Annotated in this window: 11 protein-coding genes; 5 read left to right on the top strand and 6 right to left on the bottom strand. The window is 28.8% G+C overall.

The window, feature by feature from the left end:
• Nucleotides 1-186 precede the first annotated feature (186 nt).
• Nucleotides 187-666, top strand: a complete 480-nt coding sequence (locus QEJ31_RS14530; RefSeq protein WP_280591226.1) for a hypothetical protein — start codon at nucleotides 187-189, stop codon at nucleotides 664-666.
• Between the two features lie 42 nt (nucleotides 667-708).
• Here QEJ31_RS14530 and QEJ31_RS14525 read toward each other — a convergent pair whose 3' ends face one another.
• The gene (locus tag QEJ31_RS14525) at nucleotides 709-2,208 is read right to left on the bottom strand and encodes an NAD(P)/FAD-dependent oxidoreductase (protein ID WP_280591225.1); all 1,500 of its coding nucleotides are present in this window, start codon (nucleotides 2,206-2,208) and stop codon (nucleotides 709-711) included.
• A 333-nt stretch (nucleotides 2,209-2,541) separates the two neighbouring features.
• On the bottom strand, nucleotides 2,542-3,336 hold the full coding sequence (locus QEJ31_RS14520) for a sulfite exporter TauE/SafE family protein (protein WP_280591224.1): 795 nt from the start codon (nucleotides 3,334-3,336) through the stop codon (nucleotides 2,542-2,544).
• 184 nt (nucleotides 3,337-3,520) lie between these two features.
• Here QEJ31_RS14520 and QEJ31_RS14515 point away from each other — a divergent pair, with 184 nt between their 5' ends.
• The 4 genes from QEJ31_RS14515 to QEJ31_RS14500 all read left to right on the top strand — a co-directional run bounded on the left by QEJ31_RS14515 (nucleotide 3,521) and on the right by QEJ31_RS14500 (nucleotide 9,291).
• Nucleotides 3,521-5,029: a bacteriohemerythrin gene (locus QEJ31_RS14515; protein ID WP_280591223.1), complete on the top strand. Its 1,509-nt coding sequence runs from the start codon at nucleotides 3,521-3,523 to the stop codon at nucleotides 5,027-5,029.
• A 139-nt stretch (nucleotides 5,030-5,168) separates the two neighbouring features.
• Nucleotides 5,169-7,343 carry a catalase/peroxidase HPI gene (gene katG, locus QEJ31_RS14510; protein ID WP_280591222.1) on the top strand — a complete coding sequence of 725 codons (2,175 nt, stop codon included), beginning with the start codon at nucleotides 5,169-5,171 and terminating at the stop codon, nucleotides 7,341-7,343.
• Nucleotides 7,344-7,428: 85 nt separating this feature from the next.
• Entirely contained in the window at nucleotides 7,429-8,112 is a 684-nt protein-coding gene (locus tag QEJ31_RS14505) for a transporter substrate-binding domain-containing protein (RefSeq protein ID WP_280591220.1), read from the top strand.
• Nucleotides 8,113-8,313: 201 nt separating this feature from the next.
• Nucleotides 8,314-9,291, top strand: coding sequence for a hypothetical protein (locus tag QEJ31_RS14500; protein ID WP_280591219.1), 978 nt, complete (start codon nucleotides 8,314-8,316; stop codon nucleotides 9,289-9,291).
• Nucleotides 9,292-9,306: 15 nt separating this feature from the next.
• Here the strand turns inward: QEJ31_RS14500 and QEJ31_RS14495 are convergent, their stop codons facing one another.
• From QEJ31_RS14495 to QEJ31_RS14480, 4 genes are all read right to left on the bottom strand, one after another.
• Nucleotides 9,307-10,737 (bottom strand): FAD-binding protein, encoded by a 1,431-nt coding sequence (locus QEJ31_RS14495; protein WP_280591217.1) that lies wholly within the window; start codon nucleotides 10,735-10,737, stop codon nucleotides 9,307-9,309.
• Nucleotides 10,734-11,570: a TauD/TfdA family dioxygenase gene (locus QEJ31_RS14490; protein ID WP_280591214.1), complete on the bottom strand. Its 837-nt coding sequence runs from the start codon at nucleotides 11,568-11,570 to the stop codon at nucleotides 10,734-10,736. The genes QEJ31_RS14495 and QEJ31_RS14490 overlap by 4 nt, the downstream gene beginning before the upstream one ends.
• Nucleotide 11,571: 1 nt before the next feature.
• On the bottom strand, nucleotides 11,572-12,564 hold the full coding sequence (locus QEJ31_RS14485; RefSeq protein ID WP_280591212.1) for an isocyanide synthase family protein: 993 nt from the start codon (nucleotides 12,562-12,564) through the stop codon (nucleotides 11,572-11,574).
• Between the two features lie 134 nt (nucleotides 12,565-12,698).
• The gene (locus tag QEJ31_RS14480) at nucleotides 12,699-16,460 is read right to left on the bottom strand and encodes a hypothetical protein (RefSeq protein ID WP_280591210.1); all 3,762 of its coding nucleotides are present in this window, start codon (nucleotides 16,458-16,460) and stop codon (nucleotides 12,699-12,701) included.
• Nucleotides 16,461-16,720 lie beyond the last annotated feature (260 nt).

Below are 16,720 nucleotides of genomic sequence, written 5' to 3'. Positions count from 1 at the left end.
TATGACAGTAAATATATTAATTCCTATAACAATTATTACTTATATCTTGCTAATAACTTCGACACATCGAAAACATTACAAGTCGTAAATTATAATGAATTCAAAAAGGTAAAGCCTTTTGTTCAGTTTTCTTTAGACCTATCAGTAAATGGAAAATATTCAATTTTGCTGTCTTCTGGAAAAAATATGTATATAGGACCACCTTCTGAAAGATTAAATTACTATAATGCACATAGCAATATCTTGTTTTCTAATTATGGAAACAGTGAATTGGAACCACAAATTTGTTATTACTCCTCACTTATAAAAAATGGAGGTTCTGCATTTGATTGGGTAAATGGTGACTATTGTTCATCAAATAGAATGTTAGCAAAAGAATTTATTTGGATACTAAATAAAAACAATTTCTTTAATTACTATATTACAGATATAGGAGAAAATTACCTAAGATTTGATAATATAGCAATGTCAGTAAATCGATATTTTTCTTATACAGCAAATAGTTTGTGGTATGATAATAGCAGTTATATAAGTAAATTTAAATTCAGTTCACCAGAAAAAATATTTGCAAATTATTACTCAAAAGGGAAAAATTTATCACAAAAAGAAAGATTAAAAAATGCTTACAATGGTGTAAAAAAATATTTTTATGATAAGCATGAATAATTTCAGTGTATCTATTTATCATATTCCAGTTTTAAAATTTAATTAAGTTGTTTTATTATTTAACTTTAAGGCTAAATCGATTGCTGTTTGACAAGCTCCTTCCATGTATCCATAATAGTCTTTACTTGTATGTTCACCTATAAAATGTAATCGATCATTTAATTCACTTTTATCCCAACATCCATATAATGTAGTCATTTGCCCAATGAGTGGGCTTGAATATGAACCTTGGACATATGGCTCATTTCCCCAATTGATATATGCGCTTTTTTTCTCATAAAAACTGAAGACATTTGGCCATAATTTTTCGTAAAATTTTAACGTACCATTAAATTCATCTTTTTTAATACTATTTCCAATATTTCCACCATTAAATCTAGTTAATGCACCAGTTTTACTTTTTTGATTTTTAGTACAATCCCATATAACTCCATTAAATTCGTCGCTTCCTAATCTTTTCAATAAAGGATTTACAGTAGATTCATTGAGCCAAAATCTTTCTTTAAAGCCTAAAATTGTTTTAGAACTATTTCCAAATCCATATTTTTTTATTGCTTGTTTTTTGGTTGCTGTTAATTCCAAATTAGACAAGCCCGCAATTTGCGGTAAAATTTTTGCTGGCAATGCAAAAACAACTCTTTTAGCTTTTACTTCTTTTAATCCATTTTCTGTTTCAAAAGTTAATAAAAAGAAATTTATTTTGTCTTTTATGTCAATAATTTTATGTCCTAATTTGATTGGAAAATGTTCATTAACGCTTTTTGCTAAATTTTCAATTAAACTACTATTTCCATCTTTAATTTTGTAAGACTCATCACAATTTTGCCAAATTGAAAATTTTTTAGAATCAATGCTATTTGGAAAAAACTGCATCAAAGCAATACTTGGTTGTAACGATGAATCAGTTGCATTTAGGATAGTCATTGAGTTACTAATAAGTTTAACAAACCAATCTGGAATTTCATTTTTATAATTATTCAGATATTCACTTATACTAGTATTATCAAATTTTTTCCACAATGGATTTTTATTTTCAAAATCAGGCCAAATAATATTACCTAATTTATCTTTTGGCATGTTTTTAAGATCTTTTTTTATGATATTCAGCATTATATTTGATACAGAATTTAATTCATCTTGGTTTAGAAAATGTTTATTTGCATAGAATAAGTCCAAATTTTTGTTTTCAGCCAGTACGGAATCTACCTTAACAACTTCAACTTTTAATTCATTACAGATATTCATTATATTTTTATGATCAGAATTAATATGCTCTCCACCAAGCTCTACAAAATGGTCATTAAAATTTCTTAGAGTCCTAATTCTTCCTCCCAATCTTTCTGGATTTGCTTCAAATACACAAGCTTTTAACTGCTGATGTTTTAGTTTATGTCCTAAAGTTAGTCCCGCTAGTCCACCACCGATAATGGCAAGATCAAGATCAGTATCTGTTACAGAAAATGCTGGAAATGTAAGTTTAGACAGTAAAGCAAAAGATAGGGATGAAGTTGTTTTTTTTAAAAATTGTCTACGATCATGCATAAATAATTCCCAAGTTAAGAAAAAAGGTTAAATTGTATTTTTTTCAAATAATAACAAATTTAAATGAACTGTTTTAAAAATTCATTTATTTTAATATTTATACTAACTATTATAAAAATTGTAAAATTATTTTTTAAACTATAAGTGGTAAGCAATACGATTTTTTTAATACATTTAATGTAACAAAACACAACAAATATTATTTCGCTATAAGGTAATGCATTTATAGCGCCTGTGAAAAATCTGTTATCTCGATTATAATGGAGTAATTAAAAATTTTAGAATATGTAAAATAGAACCTTCCATTTTTGCCTTAGAAATTTGTAAGAATTACTATAAAAATTCACCTATAAGCATTTTGATACTAATTACAATTAGAAAAATTGCAAAGATTCTCTTTAATATTTCGACCGGCAATCGATGCGCTAATTTTACTCCTAAAGGAACAAATATTAAGCTAGCAGGAACAATTGCAAAAACAGCAGGCCAGTATACATATCCTGAAGATTGATTCACACTATTTTTATAGCCCAATATAATAAATCCAATAGCACCAGAAAGTGCAATTGGTAACCCACACGCCGCTGAAGTTGCAATAGCATTCCGAATTGGAACTCGAAACCAGAGGAGAAGAGGAACAATTAAAGAACCTCCTCCAATTCCTACCAAAGCACTTAAGTTTCCAATAAAAAATCCAAATATGTTACTTAACAGATACCCAGGAAATTTTTTTTCAGCTTTAGGATTTCCCAGAAATTCTATTTGCAAGGCTACAATTAACAGAAAAAAGGCAAAGGTTATTTTTAAAAATGAACTAGATAAATGGCTTGCGACGAATACGCCTAGTAACGTACCTAAAATCATACCTATTAAAAGTTTCTTAAAGGCTCGCCAGTGAATTGCTTTTCTTTTTTGGTGTGCATATATTGAAAATATAGCCGTAAAAACGATGGTTGTCATTGATGTAGCAATTGTCATATGCATTAATTTTTCTTGATGAATATTCAGTCCATTTTGAAATATCCAAATTAATGATGGAACTAAAATGATACCCCCACCTAAACCTAATAATCCAGCAATTGTACCAGAAAAAACACCAAGAAGAAGAAAATAAAGTAGTTCTATCATACTAGTAATTCTCGAAAGTTAGTTATAAAAGAAGACAAGTACTATAATTTTCTTAAATAATCCATTAAACAAAAAAATACTCTTCTAATTTTTTTTTAAAGAAAGTAAGTTACTTACCGAGACTATTCTTTGTTTCTATTCCAATTATATAGTTTGGGTGAATTTTAAATTATTTGGGTGATTTTTGAAAAATTATTATACATCCCCTTTTAAATTACTTCTTCTATTAGCACTTTCAATTTTCTCAATTGAATTTTCTATAATGATTATTCTTTCAAAAGTTAAGTTACAAGATTACTTTGAAAATCCTGATCTCATTGAAGGTTTTATCGATTCTTCGTCTTTAGTAATTTGCCTTTTCCCAATTTTATATTTATTCACTTATAAGCCTTTATTAGCTAGCTTAAAAAAGCTAAAAAAATCAGAAGACAAGCTCAAAGAAACAAATAGAGTATATGAACAATTTGTTCCAAAGCAATTTCTTGATCTTTTAGGAAAAAAAAGTATTACAGAAATTCAAAAAGGACATGGTGTTGAAAAAAAAATTACTATATTATTTGCTGATATTCGTGACTATACAACGCTTTCAGAAAAAAATACACCCGAAAATACATTTACCTTTTTAAATAAGTATCTTCATGAAATGAATCCAATAATTATGAACGACTCAGGTTTTATAGATAAATATATAGGCGATTCAATAATGGCTTTATTCCCTGTTAACTCAGAAGGAGCTATAAAAGCTGCAATAAATATGCTTGAAACTTTGAATAAAATTAATTTCTATAGCAATCAAGTAAACCCTTTAAATATTGGAGTTGGAGTACATACTGGGAATGTTTTTCTTGGAACTATTGGTGAACAAAATAGAATGGAAAGTACAGTAATTGGAGATGCTGTTAATCTTGCATCAAGACTAGAAAAATTAACTAAAATATATGGAGTAAAATTTCTTGTAACAAAAAGCAGTTTAAATAATACAAGTTTTTTTTCCATACCAGATCACCGTTTTATTGATTGGGTAAAAGTAAAAGGGAAATCAAGGCCAATATCTGTATATGAAATTTTTTTAACAGATTCGCCTGATCTTAAAGAAAAAAAGATTAATACAAAATTACTCTTTGAAAGAGGAGTGGCAAATTTCCATTTAAAAAGAATTGATATTGCTGCAAATTTATTTCGAAATTGTTTAGAAATAAATCCAGAAGATAATGCTTGCAAGTACTATTTAGAACGCTGCTTAAATTACAATAAAGAACATGAAGAAAAAGAAAGTTTTGATTTACTTGATTTAAATTGGTCTTCCGAATACTCAATAAATAATAAAATTGTTGACATGCAGCATGAAGAGTTAATCGAATTCATTAATAATCTTGTGAATAGTATTATAACAAATAAAAGCCAGGAAGAAATTTTAGCTATTTGTACTTTCATAGAAAACTACTCATTAAAACATTTTGCTGATGAAGAACTGTTTATGGAAAAATATGAATTTAATGAAATTGATTTTCATAGAAATCTGCATAAACAATTTATTTCTGAATTAGGTAATATTAAATCAGAAATAGAAAAAAATAATTTTGATGAAGCTTTTCTAATTTTAAAAATTCAAGTTTTTCTTCTTGAATGGTTTATTTTTCATATTTGTGAAGAAGATATAAAATTAAAAAAAATTATTCCAAACAAGTTATAAATACAAATATTTTTTCTCATTTTCAAACCAAGTAAATTATATTTTTTTATTTTTAAACTTTGTATTTTTAAAATAATTGACATTAATTAATTAAATTTTTACAATTAACATTCTTCTTCTATTTTTTTATGAGGAAATTATGAAAAATATCTCCCAATGTCCTTTTACAAATGCATTAAATTCCCAAAATAGTAATAAAAATTGGTGGCCGAAGCAAATTAATTTGTCTATTTTGCATCAACACTCTGAATTAAGTAACCCTTTAAACAAAAATTTTAATTATGCTGAAGAATTTAACAAACTTGATCTTCATTCTGTCATTGAAGATTTACATAAATTAATGCGAGATTCACAAGAATGGTGGCCTGCAGATTATGGTCATTATGGACCTCTTTTTATCCGCATGGCTTGGCACTCTGCTGGAACTTATCGGATATTTGATGGCAGAGGAGGAGCAGGAAATGGCTCACAACGATTTGCTCCATTAAATAGCTGGCCTGATAATGGAAACTTAGATAAAGCACGCCGCTTATTATGGCCTATAAAGCAAAAATATGGATGTAAAATTTCTTGGGCAGATTTAATGATTTTAGCTGGTAATATAGCTCTAGAATCTATGGGATTTAAAACATTTGGATTTGCTGGTGGCAGAGAAGATATTTGGGAACCTGAGCAAGATATCAATTGGGGGTCTGAAACAAAGTGGCTTGGAGACGAACGATATAAAGGAAATAGAGAATTAGATAACCCATTAGCTGCAGTACAAATGGGACTTATTTATGTTAATCCCGAAGGGCCAAATGGAAACCCAGATCCATTAGCGTCAGCAAAAGATATTCGTGAAACTTTCGCTCGTATGGCCATGAACGATGAAGAAACTGTAGCACTCGTTGCAGGTGGTCACACTTTTGGAAAATGTCATGGTGCTGGAGATCCGGCAAATGTAGGCCCAGAACCAGAAGCAGCTGAGATATCAGAACTTGGACTTGGTTGGAAAAATCGCTTAGGGACAGGCAAAGCAGAGCATACAATTACTAGTGGAATTGAAGGCGCTTGGACACCAAATCCAATTCAGTGGGATAATGGATATTTTGAAACTCTGTTTGGATACGACTGGGAATTAACTAAAAGTCCGGCAGGAGCGCATCAGTGGAAACCAAAAGGTAACAAAGGCGAAAATACAGTTCCCGATGCTCACAATTCGAAAAAAAAGCATGCTCCTATGATGACTACAGCAGATCTCGCCTTAAGAATGGATCCTATCTACGAAAAAATATCCCGAAAATTTTTAAAACATCCTAATGAGTTTGCCGATGCCTTTGCGAGAGCGTGGTTTAAATTAACTCATCGAGATATGGGGCCAATAAGTAGATATTTAGGACCATTTGTACCGAAAGAAGTTCTTATCTGGCAAGATCCAATTCCGTGTATAAATCATGCCAAAGTAAATAAACAAGATATAAAAGAGTTAAAAAATTCAATTTTAAAATCTGGTCTAAGCATTCCTCAATTGATTTCAACAGCATGGGCTTCAGCTTCAACTTTTCGTGGAAGTGATAAAAGAGGTGGTGCTAATGGTGGAAGAATTACACTTGAACCACAAATAAACTGGGAAGTTAATCAGCCAACTCAACTTAAAAAAGTAATATCGAAATTGGAAGGTATACAAAAAAACTTTAATTCAAATCAAATAACAAATAAAAAAATTTCTTTGGCTGATTTAATTATCTTGGGAGGATGCGCAGCATTAGAAGCAGCAATTAAAAAAGCAGGATTTGATTTTTCTGTTCCTTTTTCACCTGGAAGAATGGATTGCTTGCAAGAACATACTGATATTGATTCTTTTGCTATTTTAGAACCCATAGCAGATGGTTATCGAAATTATGTAAAGAAAAATTATTCTGAAAATGCTGTAGAACTTTTAATAGATAAATCTCAATTACTTACCCTAACAGCCCCTGAAATGTGTATATTGCTTGCTGGAATGCGCGTATTAAATACTAACTACTCAAATACCAACTATGGAGTATTAACTTCACAACCAGAAACTTTAACTAATGATTTTTTTGTGAATTTATTAGATATGAATACTTTTTGGACAAAAGCCAAGAATGAAGAATTATATGAAGGATTTAATAGAATTACCAACAAAAAAGTTTGGACTGCAACATCAGTAGATCTTATTTTTGGATCAAATTCACAATTAAGAGCAATTGCTGAAGTCTACGCAAGCAAAGATAGTAATGAAAAATTTATCAAGTCGTTTATAAAAGTTTGGGACAAGATTATGAATTTAGATCGGTTTGATTTGTGATGTAAAATAAACCGACAAAAAAAATATCTTGTTATTTTTCCTTTTGGTTATAATAGTTTATTGTAATTATACCATGAGGGAATATATGAAATTTTTATATTTAATTATTTTACTTTGCATAAATTTTTCAGCAAAAGGCGAAGAAACTCTTAAATTGGTAACTGGCAATGATTACCCTCCTTATTCAGATGAAAAATTACCTGATGGTGGTACATTTACCGCTAAAGTAAAACAAATTTTAAATAAACTTAATATAAAATATACAATAGAATTTATGCCATGGGCGCGTGGGTATGAGCTTGTTAAAAAAGGTTCTTATTCAGCCACATTCCCTTATACATACACTGAAGAAAGAAACAAAGAAGTATTATATCTAAAAAAAGCTATTCTTACATCTAAAATATATATTTATACTCATATTAAATACAAAAAGAAAAAATCACTAGACGATTTTAATGGATTGGTTTTTTGCTCACCTAATGGATACTATATTGAAGAATCTATTGAAGCTAAAATAAAAAAAGAAGAAATTAAATTACAAAAACAATTTGATGCTAAATCTTGTTTACTTTCTATTCTAAATAATGATGCTGATTTTATGATATTAGGTTCAGAGCATATCAAAAAATACCAAGATGAAAGCTCTGAAATATTCAAAAAAATAACTTCTTTAAAAAATCCAATAAAAGAAATAAATTTATATATCGTTTTCAATAAAAAAATAGACAAAGTAATATTTAATAAAATTGAAAAAGAATTAACTAAATAGAATTTTATAGAATTTACCAAATCAGACAATTAAAGAAAACAAATTTTATATTTTTCTTATATTTTATAAAGATAATTCAAATAAAATATAAGAAATTTAAATATTTATATTGATAATAATTTTTTTTAATTTATATTTAATATTGCTTTTGTCTACTTATTATATAGTTTTTAATGGTGATTTAACAAGAAAGACAATACAATGAAAATTAAGACTTTTGCGATATTATTTCTTATTTTATTCTTCAATACTGCAGTAAGTGCAAATCCTATTAAAAGCCAGACAAGTAATTATAATTACATTAACTATATTAAATGGTTAGATAGATTAAATACTGTTGCTAGTGGGGCTAATTTTATTGCCAAAAAATATAACCCGCTTTGGCATTTAGATAGTTTAGGTTTTTATCAATCAGGATATGCAATATTAAAGGATTCATACTTAATTAATGCTGGCAAAGGCGAATTCGACCTTAAAACAGCCACTGGCTCTATAATTAAAGCTATGCAAATTCATGGCTATTTAACTGGATATGTTCTCCCTGGTCTTTCACAAATTTCTTTCATGTACACAGCATATTCAACTTATCCTTCAGTTCTAAATGCATTTTATCATTTTACACATACCCCATTAAATATCCTAACTGTTGATGCAAAAAATCCTATTCTAAAAATAAGTGATTTTGGAAATACAAATGAACCAAGTTTTTCCAATTCTACATACTTAAGATGCTCAATACTATCTGCTGATAAAGTACCTAAATTAGAAAATTCAGAATTTATAACTGAAGAAGATCTACCAAGATTAGAAAAAGAAATTCCAAACCAATATTATAAAGGACACATCATTGTCTATGGAAGATGGTTAGAAATTACTAGTAATGACAGTGTTAAGAAACAATATGTCTTTGCTACTTTGAATAGTCCTATTGAGTTACAAGAAGCTTGTCTGAGAAAATACCAGCCTTACTTAGAAAACATTTTTAACTCATATAAAGCCGACCCAACAAATAAATTTTTAGAGAAGTTATACTTTGATCACTTGTATTTATTTCAAAATGGAGAAAATTCAAGTAAGTATTTTATTCCAACAGCTGGAAATACAAGCTATAGTGATCACTATCCAATCTTATTTTATACACAAATTGATAAAGAAAATGCTATCCGTCTAGCACCATAATTAGAATACAATACTTTAAATTACTTCTAATTCTTTTAAAGAATAAATTTGTTGGATATAAGAATCAGGTCGAACAAGTAAAACTTGATTCTTATATTTCATAAATTTTGTCCAATATTCATTTTTATTTTCTTCAAAATAAATTTCAATAACTTGGACATCGCCTAATGACAAATTTTTTAACTCTTTTTTATTTTCTAAAAATACTAATAAAGTAAAACTTGAGTATTTAAGAAGTGAATATATTCTTTTTTGCAGATTATTTTTATATACAAAAAAATCATGCAGTCGATAAATATCACAATCACTATTTTTATAATATATTCCCATACCCGTAATATTTCCGGCATGTTTCTCAACAATTTTTACATAATCAATAGCATGTGTATTATTTTCTGAGAATTTCGTTGAACGAACCAGTTTTCCAGAAGTTTCTATCACACTTAGGGCTACTGGTTTTCTTTCATGTTCATAGCTATCAAGCAAAGCAATTGGTGAGTTTTGTTTACTAACTGAATGTATTTTCCATATTAAATTAAACGCGTCTGCAATTCCTGTATTAAGTCCTTGTCCTCCATTTACTGAATGAATATGAGCAGCATCTCCAACTAAAAATACTTTATTTGCAATTGAATACTGTTCTGCAAGAGACTCTTTCACAGAAAATTGAGAAAACCAGTTAACATTATTTAATGCAATTTCATAAGGAGTAATAGCTTTTTTTATTTTATTCAAAACATTTGGAAGAGTAATTTCTTCCTCATCCATTCTAATATAAAATCTATCTATGTTACCTTCTCGAGGAATCCAAGCAACATCAGAAGTTTCATTTTGAAAAACAATAATTTCAGGAACTTTTGGAAAATTTGTTAATATCTCTGCGTCTAATACTGCCCAAGTAAGCTTTGGTTTGGTTATTTCAAATGAGATATTAAATATTTTTCTAACAAATGAATGCGCTCCATCGGCACCTATGACATATTTAGAATAGACCGTTTCTTCAGTTGACAATTTTGTTTCACAATAATTTTCAGATATCTTTATATCAAGAGCTTCAGTTTTTCTTATTACAGAATTATTTAATTCATTTAGCTTTTCATCTAAAATATGTTCAATAAAAGATTGCCCTACCATAAGAAAGTGTTTATGAAAACAACCTTCTATGCTTTCCCACCAAGCTGATTGTCTTGAAATAAACTTACCATTTTCCCAAACAGAACTTGTATTACAAACTTTTCCAAGAGGATAAACACTATTAAATAAGTTAACAATCTCAAAAAGCTGTAAAGTTCTGGCATTTAATGCATCTGCTCTACCTACTTTTAAGGGACCAGCTGATTTATCAAAAATAATTGAATTCATACCGCATAATTTTGCTAAGTAGGCGCACATTAACCCTACTGGCCCAGCACCAACGATTGCGATATCTGTGTATATTTTTTTCATTTGTAAGACTCTAAATTTTCGTTTTGGACAGGAGGATCACTCAAAACATGCACACGTTGTAAATGTCTTGGAGATTTTGCTAAAAAAGCTTCACGACCATGCAAAAGTGTAAGATTATCTGCAATTACAATATCATTTTTTTCCCAAGCATGCGCATAAAAATTATTTTTAGAATACAAAGCTTTTTTTAAAGAATGATGAAAATTGTCAGCAATTTCTTTCTTTAAACCTTCAAATTTCAATTCTGGATAGTTAATAAAATGCCCAAAATCATTTGCAGGTATTTCATTATAACGAATTACATTATAATTTTTATAGGGATGCTTTGTTATAATTGGTGAAATCACCTTGCTGTGATAAAATTCTGTTTTTCTTAAATATATTCCAGTTACTTTATTACACAAACTTATAAAATCCTGCGTAGCATTTTGGAAAGTTAAAAAAGTATTTGAAAACGTTGTTCGTCCACCTTGATGCTGAAGAGGAGCTGAAACGCAATGAAAAATTTGATATTCGGGAATTTGTTCACGATACATTCCATCCCAATGTAAAGGAACATAATTGTGATGAAAGATATGATCCGTTGGATTTTCTTGTTCAATAAGTTCAAGCACCTTCCCATAAGGCCAAAGGCTAATTTTCCCCCAATTTTCACAATAAAGCGCAAAATCATCGGCATTCATGAAGGTCTTAAATCCACGCAATACAATAAATTGTTTTGCGTGAAAAATTTCCCTTAGGTTTTCAACATCAAGAGAATGAATAGATTGATTAAAATATGTTGGCTCGAGTAGCACTCCAAAAGGTTCTAGCTGTTTACTTTTAAAATTCATTTTACGCCTCTGAATATGAAAGTGATTGATAGTTTTGTTCTTGCGCCCTCAACTCATAATAACTAGGAATCCCTAATGGTGAATAAACTAATTTTGCGCCTAAATTTTCGGCCTCAACCCGTTTTAATAAGAAAAATTTCTCATTCATTTTCACAACCACGCCATGCCAAGGAGTTCCCCAACTTTCTTCTCCGATTAGACGAATTCCCAATTTTTTTGCACCACAACTTTGTGGATGGATAGACAATCTTACTGATTCTGGAAATCGTTGAGCTATTAATTCACTCCAAGCATTGCTACGTAAAATAACATGATAGGCTTTTGCTCTACTCTCTTTTTGAATAAGGTTACGACTTTTGGTCTGTCCAGGAAAAGCAGCATCCTCGGCTAAAAATCTTGTCATACCGCAATAAAGTCTATGTGCATCAATGTGTTCTTGTTGACTTGATAATTTTGAACCGCGTAATACTTTATCTCGCAAATTTTCTAACGTATCTCCAAATTGATACATTAAATCTTCTCTCAATTTGTCAAAATTATTTTCACTACAAATATCATCTAAATGAAAAGTTGATAAATGCGTTAAATTACTTTCAGAAATTATCTGCATAATGGCTTTTTGGTATTCAGTAATAGCATTTTCACTTATTCCAATAAGGTCACTAAAGACACGGCCATCAGAACAAATTTTTATCTTCCCACCTGGGGGATATATTTGTGCAATTTGCTCACAGATTTGATTTAAAAAATTTAATGCAAGTTGCTCTCCCATATCTGGTAAATGACTAATAACCTTATGTAAATTAGGCGATTTACCTGGAAAAGCTGGCAATACAAATGTGATTGGATCATTCTTTTTAATAAATGCCAAAACTTTTGAAAAATGCGGGAAAAGGCATTTAGTGCAGTTTTGTTGACAATTTCGCTGCTGATGAATTATTCTTCGATATTGAAATAAAATATTTAAAATTTCATTCGCTAATTTATTTTCCATAAAAAATCCCTCAATATTTTAACTTAAATAAAATTTAAGTAAATTCTATTGAGAGATAGAATCGCAGAGTTCATTAAAATTCTAAAATAGTCTTTGATTATCATTGCGATAATCAAAAACTATACACATGTATATTAAACTTTTTCTTTTGCAGCTTCCTTCGCTAAATCCATTTGAGAAATACCATTTTTTTGGGCTAAAGCAACAATATTTGTATAGGATTGCGGTGCACCAAAGGAAAAGAAATTTCTTTGCTGATTTAAAACCTTACTCAATTTATTTATTAAGTTGATTGAATTTTCACGATCAATTTTTTCAAACTCAGTTTTTAGTAATTTTCCTTTTTCAGTATTTTCTAACCGTTTTATTTCCGTTTGAATTCCTAATGAAATTTTTGCATACGTCGAGGTTTGTGATTGTTCTAAAGCTTTTCTTTCAAATTCAACTTGATTTTTATAATCAATTTTTTCTTGGAGAAACTTCTTTTTTTCTTGCGATAAACTTTTATCTTTTATAGAAGCTATCTGAACTTCTTCTATTTTTCTATTCGCTTTTTCTTGTTGATAATATGAACTTATTTTTTGATATTTTTCCCTAGTACCATCAAACATATATGCCAAAAACAATCCAAATAATCCCCAAACAGATTGAATATATGCTAATTTTTCTTTTTCAGAATTGTTACTTGAGTAAAAGCTTTCTAAAATAGTTTCATGATTTGCCGGATACATAGCGAATGAAAAAAGGACCAGATAAGTCAAATAAGCTTGATTTTTTGACTCATTTTCTGCGTTATCTATTTCTAGATCTATCTCTGCTAGTCCACTTTCTTTAAGTAACTTTAAATTTTCATTTTGTGCGGTATTACTTTGAGGATCGGTTAAAAGTTGAATGTTTGTAGTTTTTTCAAATTTAGAAAAATATAATGCTAATGAACTAATTCTAATTTCAGCTTTTTCAAACATATAGTCATTTCTTGTAATATCAAACAATGAATTTCTTTTATAAAAATTATACCCAAAAGATTTAAAATACGAACTATCCCTAACTTTTTCTATACATTCATTTAAAATTTCTTTTGCTTCATCACTAATCAAAAAGTTTTTCAAAATTTGCGAAAGACTAGTTTCAGAATTTTCTTTTTTGCTTATTTCATAAGTTTTAAAAGGTATTTTAAACTTATCGGGTTTAAAAAAACTCATTATAAAAGGATGAATTTGATCATTACTTGGATCAGTAGAATTAGAGCCAATAACTTTAAAAGTAGGAATAACTCCAAGCATTAAAGCCTTATCTGAGATAAAACTTTCATGCCGTTCTTGTAAGTCCATTATTTGTAATTCAAGCTTTTCTGAATAATTCTTGTCTTTTGTATTAGAATTTACGCTTTTTAAATATTTTAAAAATAAATCAAGAGAATATTTAAAAAATTTATCTGTATTTCTTGCTAGACTTTCATTTATAGGCTTACTTTCATTTTTAGCTCTACTTTTTTGTTCCAGCAATGATAATGAATAATCAATATTTCTTTTAAATATAACAACCCTATCCTTATATTCAGTATACCGTTTCGTGAAATTTTGATAAAAACCAGTATTTTTTCCAAACAAGAAATCGTATAGCCCTACCATATTAGACCAGCTATTGTTTTTTTCTTCTAAATAGCTTTTATTTAAACTTTCAACGTGATTTGAAAACTCATTCATCATAGATAATAATAATTCTGTTCTATCTTTTAATATACTTAAAGGTACCATAGCAAAAAATACTGAAGTATCTTCTTCACCATACATAGCCATAAGGAGTTTGCTAAACTTAAGAGCTTCTGTGTGGTACTGAATTTCAGATACTAAATTTATTAAATTGGAAAGATAAAATAAGTATAATCTAAAGAAATCTGTTGAATTTTTATTAAAGTAATCTCTTTTAAAACCTGGAAGTAAAAATTTTGAAAAAGATTCATAAGGTATCAAAAAGTATCTTTTAAGTTTTTCATCTGAATTAAAATTATTTGCAAGATTTTTATCTTGAAAAGATCTTAATACTTCTTCTGGGATATCTACTGAATATTTATTAAGAACTATATTATAAACACTCCATAGTCCAAAAAATGAGTAAACAGAAAATTTATCTAGTTTATCATCTTTTAACATGAAAGTACTAACTCTCTCAACATATAAAACAAGTTCACAAAAACTATCTATTTTTCTGGCAAAAACAAATTCACGTTTTTTGTTTTGCTCACTTTTTGAAAATTCTTGCGAATATTTTTCTTTTAATTTAGTATTTTTATCAAATTCTTTTTTAATTGAAAAACATAGATTTACAACATTTTTAAATTCATCTTTAGTTAATATTTTTTGCTCTGAATTTATTTTAATAAGTCCATTGTATAACTTACTACTTGATTCTGAAGCTTTTTCATTAATTTTATGTTGAGAATTCCACCATTCAAACATTTTATCCCAAACGTTTTGTGCAAAGCTAACAGAATTTTGTTTAGGATCTTCCAATTTTACTAATTGATGCGTAAGTGTAATTATTTTTTCGAGTTGTTTATCTTTATTATTAAAGTTATGCTTTAAAAAATCATGTGCATACTCAAATAGTTTATTAACTTTTTTTTCAACTTTTAAAACACTATCTTCATTTGGTATCTCTTCAAGACCATTGCTATTTAATTTTACTTTATTTAATTCGTTAATTAAAGTTGTTATTTTACCTATTTTCTTTTCAAGGCTTTCAAGTCTTAAATCTTTTGAATCTTTAATTTCATTTACTTTTAAAATACTTAAATCAGACCATAAACGATATGAAACCGATTTAACAGAATCATTTTCAATTCTTTTAATAAAATCATCAGAGTCATAAAATTTTAATTCTTGATCAGTACCAAGTAAACTTGAATATATCCATGGCATTATTGGTGTAATTGCAGAAGATCCAGAAAGTAGTATACTTCCCAAATTTTCAACAATAGTTTCACTATAAACTCTACTCTCTACATACTTAGTAATTTTATCTTTAAAGTTTTGATAAACTTTTTTAAAGTCACTCGGTAATTTTGCAGATATTTGTTCACTTTCTAATTCTTTTTCAACATAATTTAAAATAGATAATATTACAGAACTAGGCATTTTATCAATAGAGAGAAGTAACATGAAAAGAACTTTTACATAGGCATTAGCTAAATAAAATCCATTCTCACTATTTTTCCAGCTAATAAGGAGAAGTTTTGTATTCCCAAATTTTCCAGAATATTTTGCCTTTAAATATTGCGCTAGGATTTCTACCCCAGCTTGAATTTGCACAGATTGAGTTCTAAAACACTGATTTTCCCATTTGAACAGGTCATAATCCATAAAAGTTCGGAATTTTTTCAGACTGACCCATTTTGTTCTGGTTGCTTGCAGCATATAGACTGCTGACCCAAGCAAAAACCCTGACATTGCTCCCATTAAAGCATGCGCTGTCGTTTGGACTCCCGGTAAAGAACCTAAGGTATTCCCCATAGCGTAACCTGCAACACCGCCTACTGGTCCAGCAACTGCTGTTCCAATAGCTCCACCTGCTGTTGCGGCTAGTTGAGAAGGACTTACAAAATTTGCAATAACTCCTCCAGCAGCGCCGGATGTAGAGCTTGCAGCTATCATAGATTTATAACCAACTCTAGATTCCATTAGTTTTTTTAAATTTTCACCTTCTTGTTTTCCGAGGGCAAAGTACTCAGTTACTAAACTTCGAGCTACAGAAAGGTCATTTTCTTCATTTAACAGAGGGATTGGTTGATCGGAGTTATCAAAAAGAGTTGTCAGTAAATCCAGTGAGTTAGAGTTTTCTGTAGCTTCTCTTCCAGAAGCACCGGTATCGAGTGTTTCATTTTCAGGCTGAGTCATTTACAAATCCTTTCACAGATCTAAATTTTAAAAAAACACAAAATTATAGAATTAAATTTTATATTATTTTGTATTTTTTATAATAATAAAAAAATCTATAGCAAGAGCAATGAATAAACTCTTTCTAAAAAAGCTAAAAAAACCCTTCAGAAAGAAAAGAAATAGCAAACCAATAATTATTTTTAATATATTTTTTTTTAATGTTCAATCAAAATTTCCTTGATTTACTTTATTTTTTTAGATATAAATAATTTATCTAA

It is taken from the genome of Pigmentibacter sp. JX0631 (genome assembly GCF_029873255.1).
Taxonomy (GTDB): domain Bacteria; phylum Bdellovibrionota_B; class Oligoflexia; order Silvanigrellales; family Silvanigrellaceae; genus Silvanigrella.
Note: the sequence above shows the minus strand (reverse complement) of the source record. Positions and strands in the feature narration are given on the sequence as shown.

Excerpts from the sequence above, each read along its gene's own strand:
- katG (WP_280591222.1), top strand. The coding sequence starts at position 5,169 with ATGAAAAATATCTCCCAATGTCCTTTTACAAATGCATTAAATTCCCAA.
- QEJ31_RS14480 (WP_280591210.1), bottom strand. The coding sequence starts at position 16,460 with ATGACTCAGCCTGAAAATGAAACACTCGATACCGGTGCTTCTGGAAGA.
- QEJ31_RS14490 (WP_280591214.1), bottom strand. The coding sequence starts at position 11,570 with ATGAATTTTAAAAGTAAACAGCTAGAACCTTTTGGAGTGCTACTCGAG.
- QEJ31_RS14520 (WP_280591224.1), bottom strand. The coding sequence starts at position 3,336 with ATGATAGAACTACTTTATTTTCTTCTTCTTGGTGTTTTTTCTGGTACA.
- QEJ31_RS14500 (WP_280591219.1), top strand. The coding sequence starts at position 8,314 with ATGAAAATTAAGACTTTTGCGATATTATTTCTTATTTTATTCTTCAAT.
- QEJ31_RS14530 (WP_280591226.1), top strand. The coding sequence starts at position 187 with ATGTATATAGGACCACCTTCTGAAAGATTAAATTACTATAATGCACAT.
- QEJ31_RS14495 (WP_280591217.1), bottom strand. The coding sequence starts at position 10,737 with ATGAAAAAAATATACACAGATATCGCAATCGTTGGTGCTGGGCCAGTA.
- QEJ31_RS14525 (WP_280591225.1), bottom strand. The coding sequence starts at position 2,208 with ATGCATGATCGTAGACAATTTTTAAAAAAAACAACTTCATCCCTATCT.
- QEJ31_RS14485 (WP_280591212.1), bottom strand. The coding sequence starts at position 12,564 with ATGGAAAATAAATTAGCGAATGAAATTTTAAATATTTTATTTCAATAT.
- QEJ31_RS14505 (WP_280591220.1), top strand. The coding sequence starts at position 7,429 with ATGAAATTTTTATATTTAATTATTTTACTTTGCATAAATTTTTCAGCA.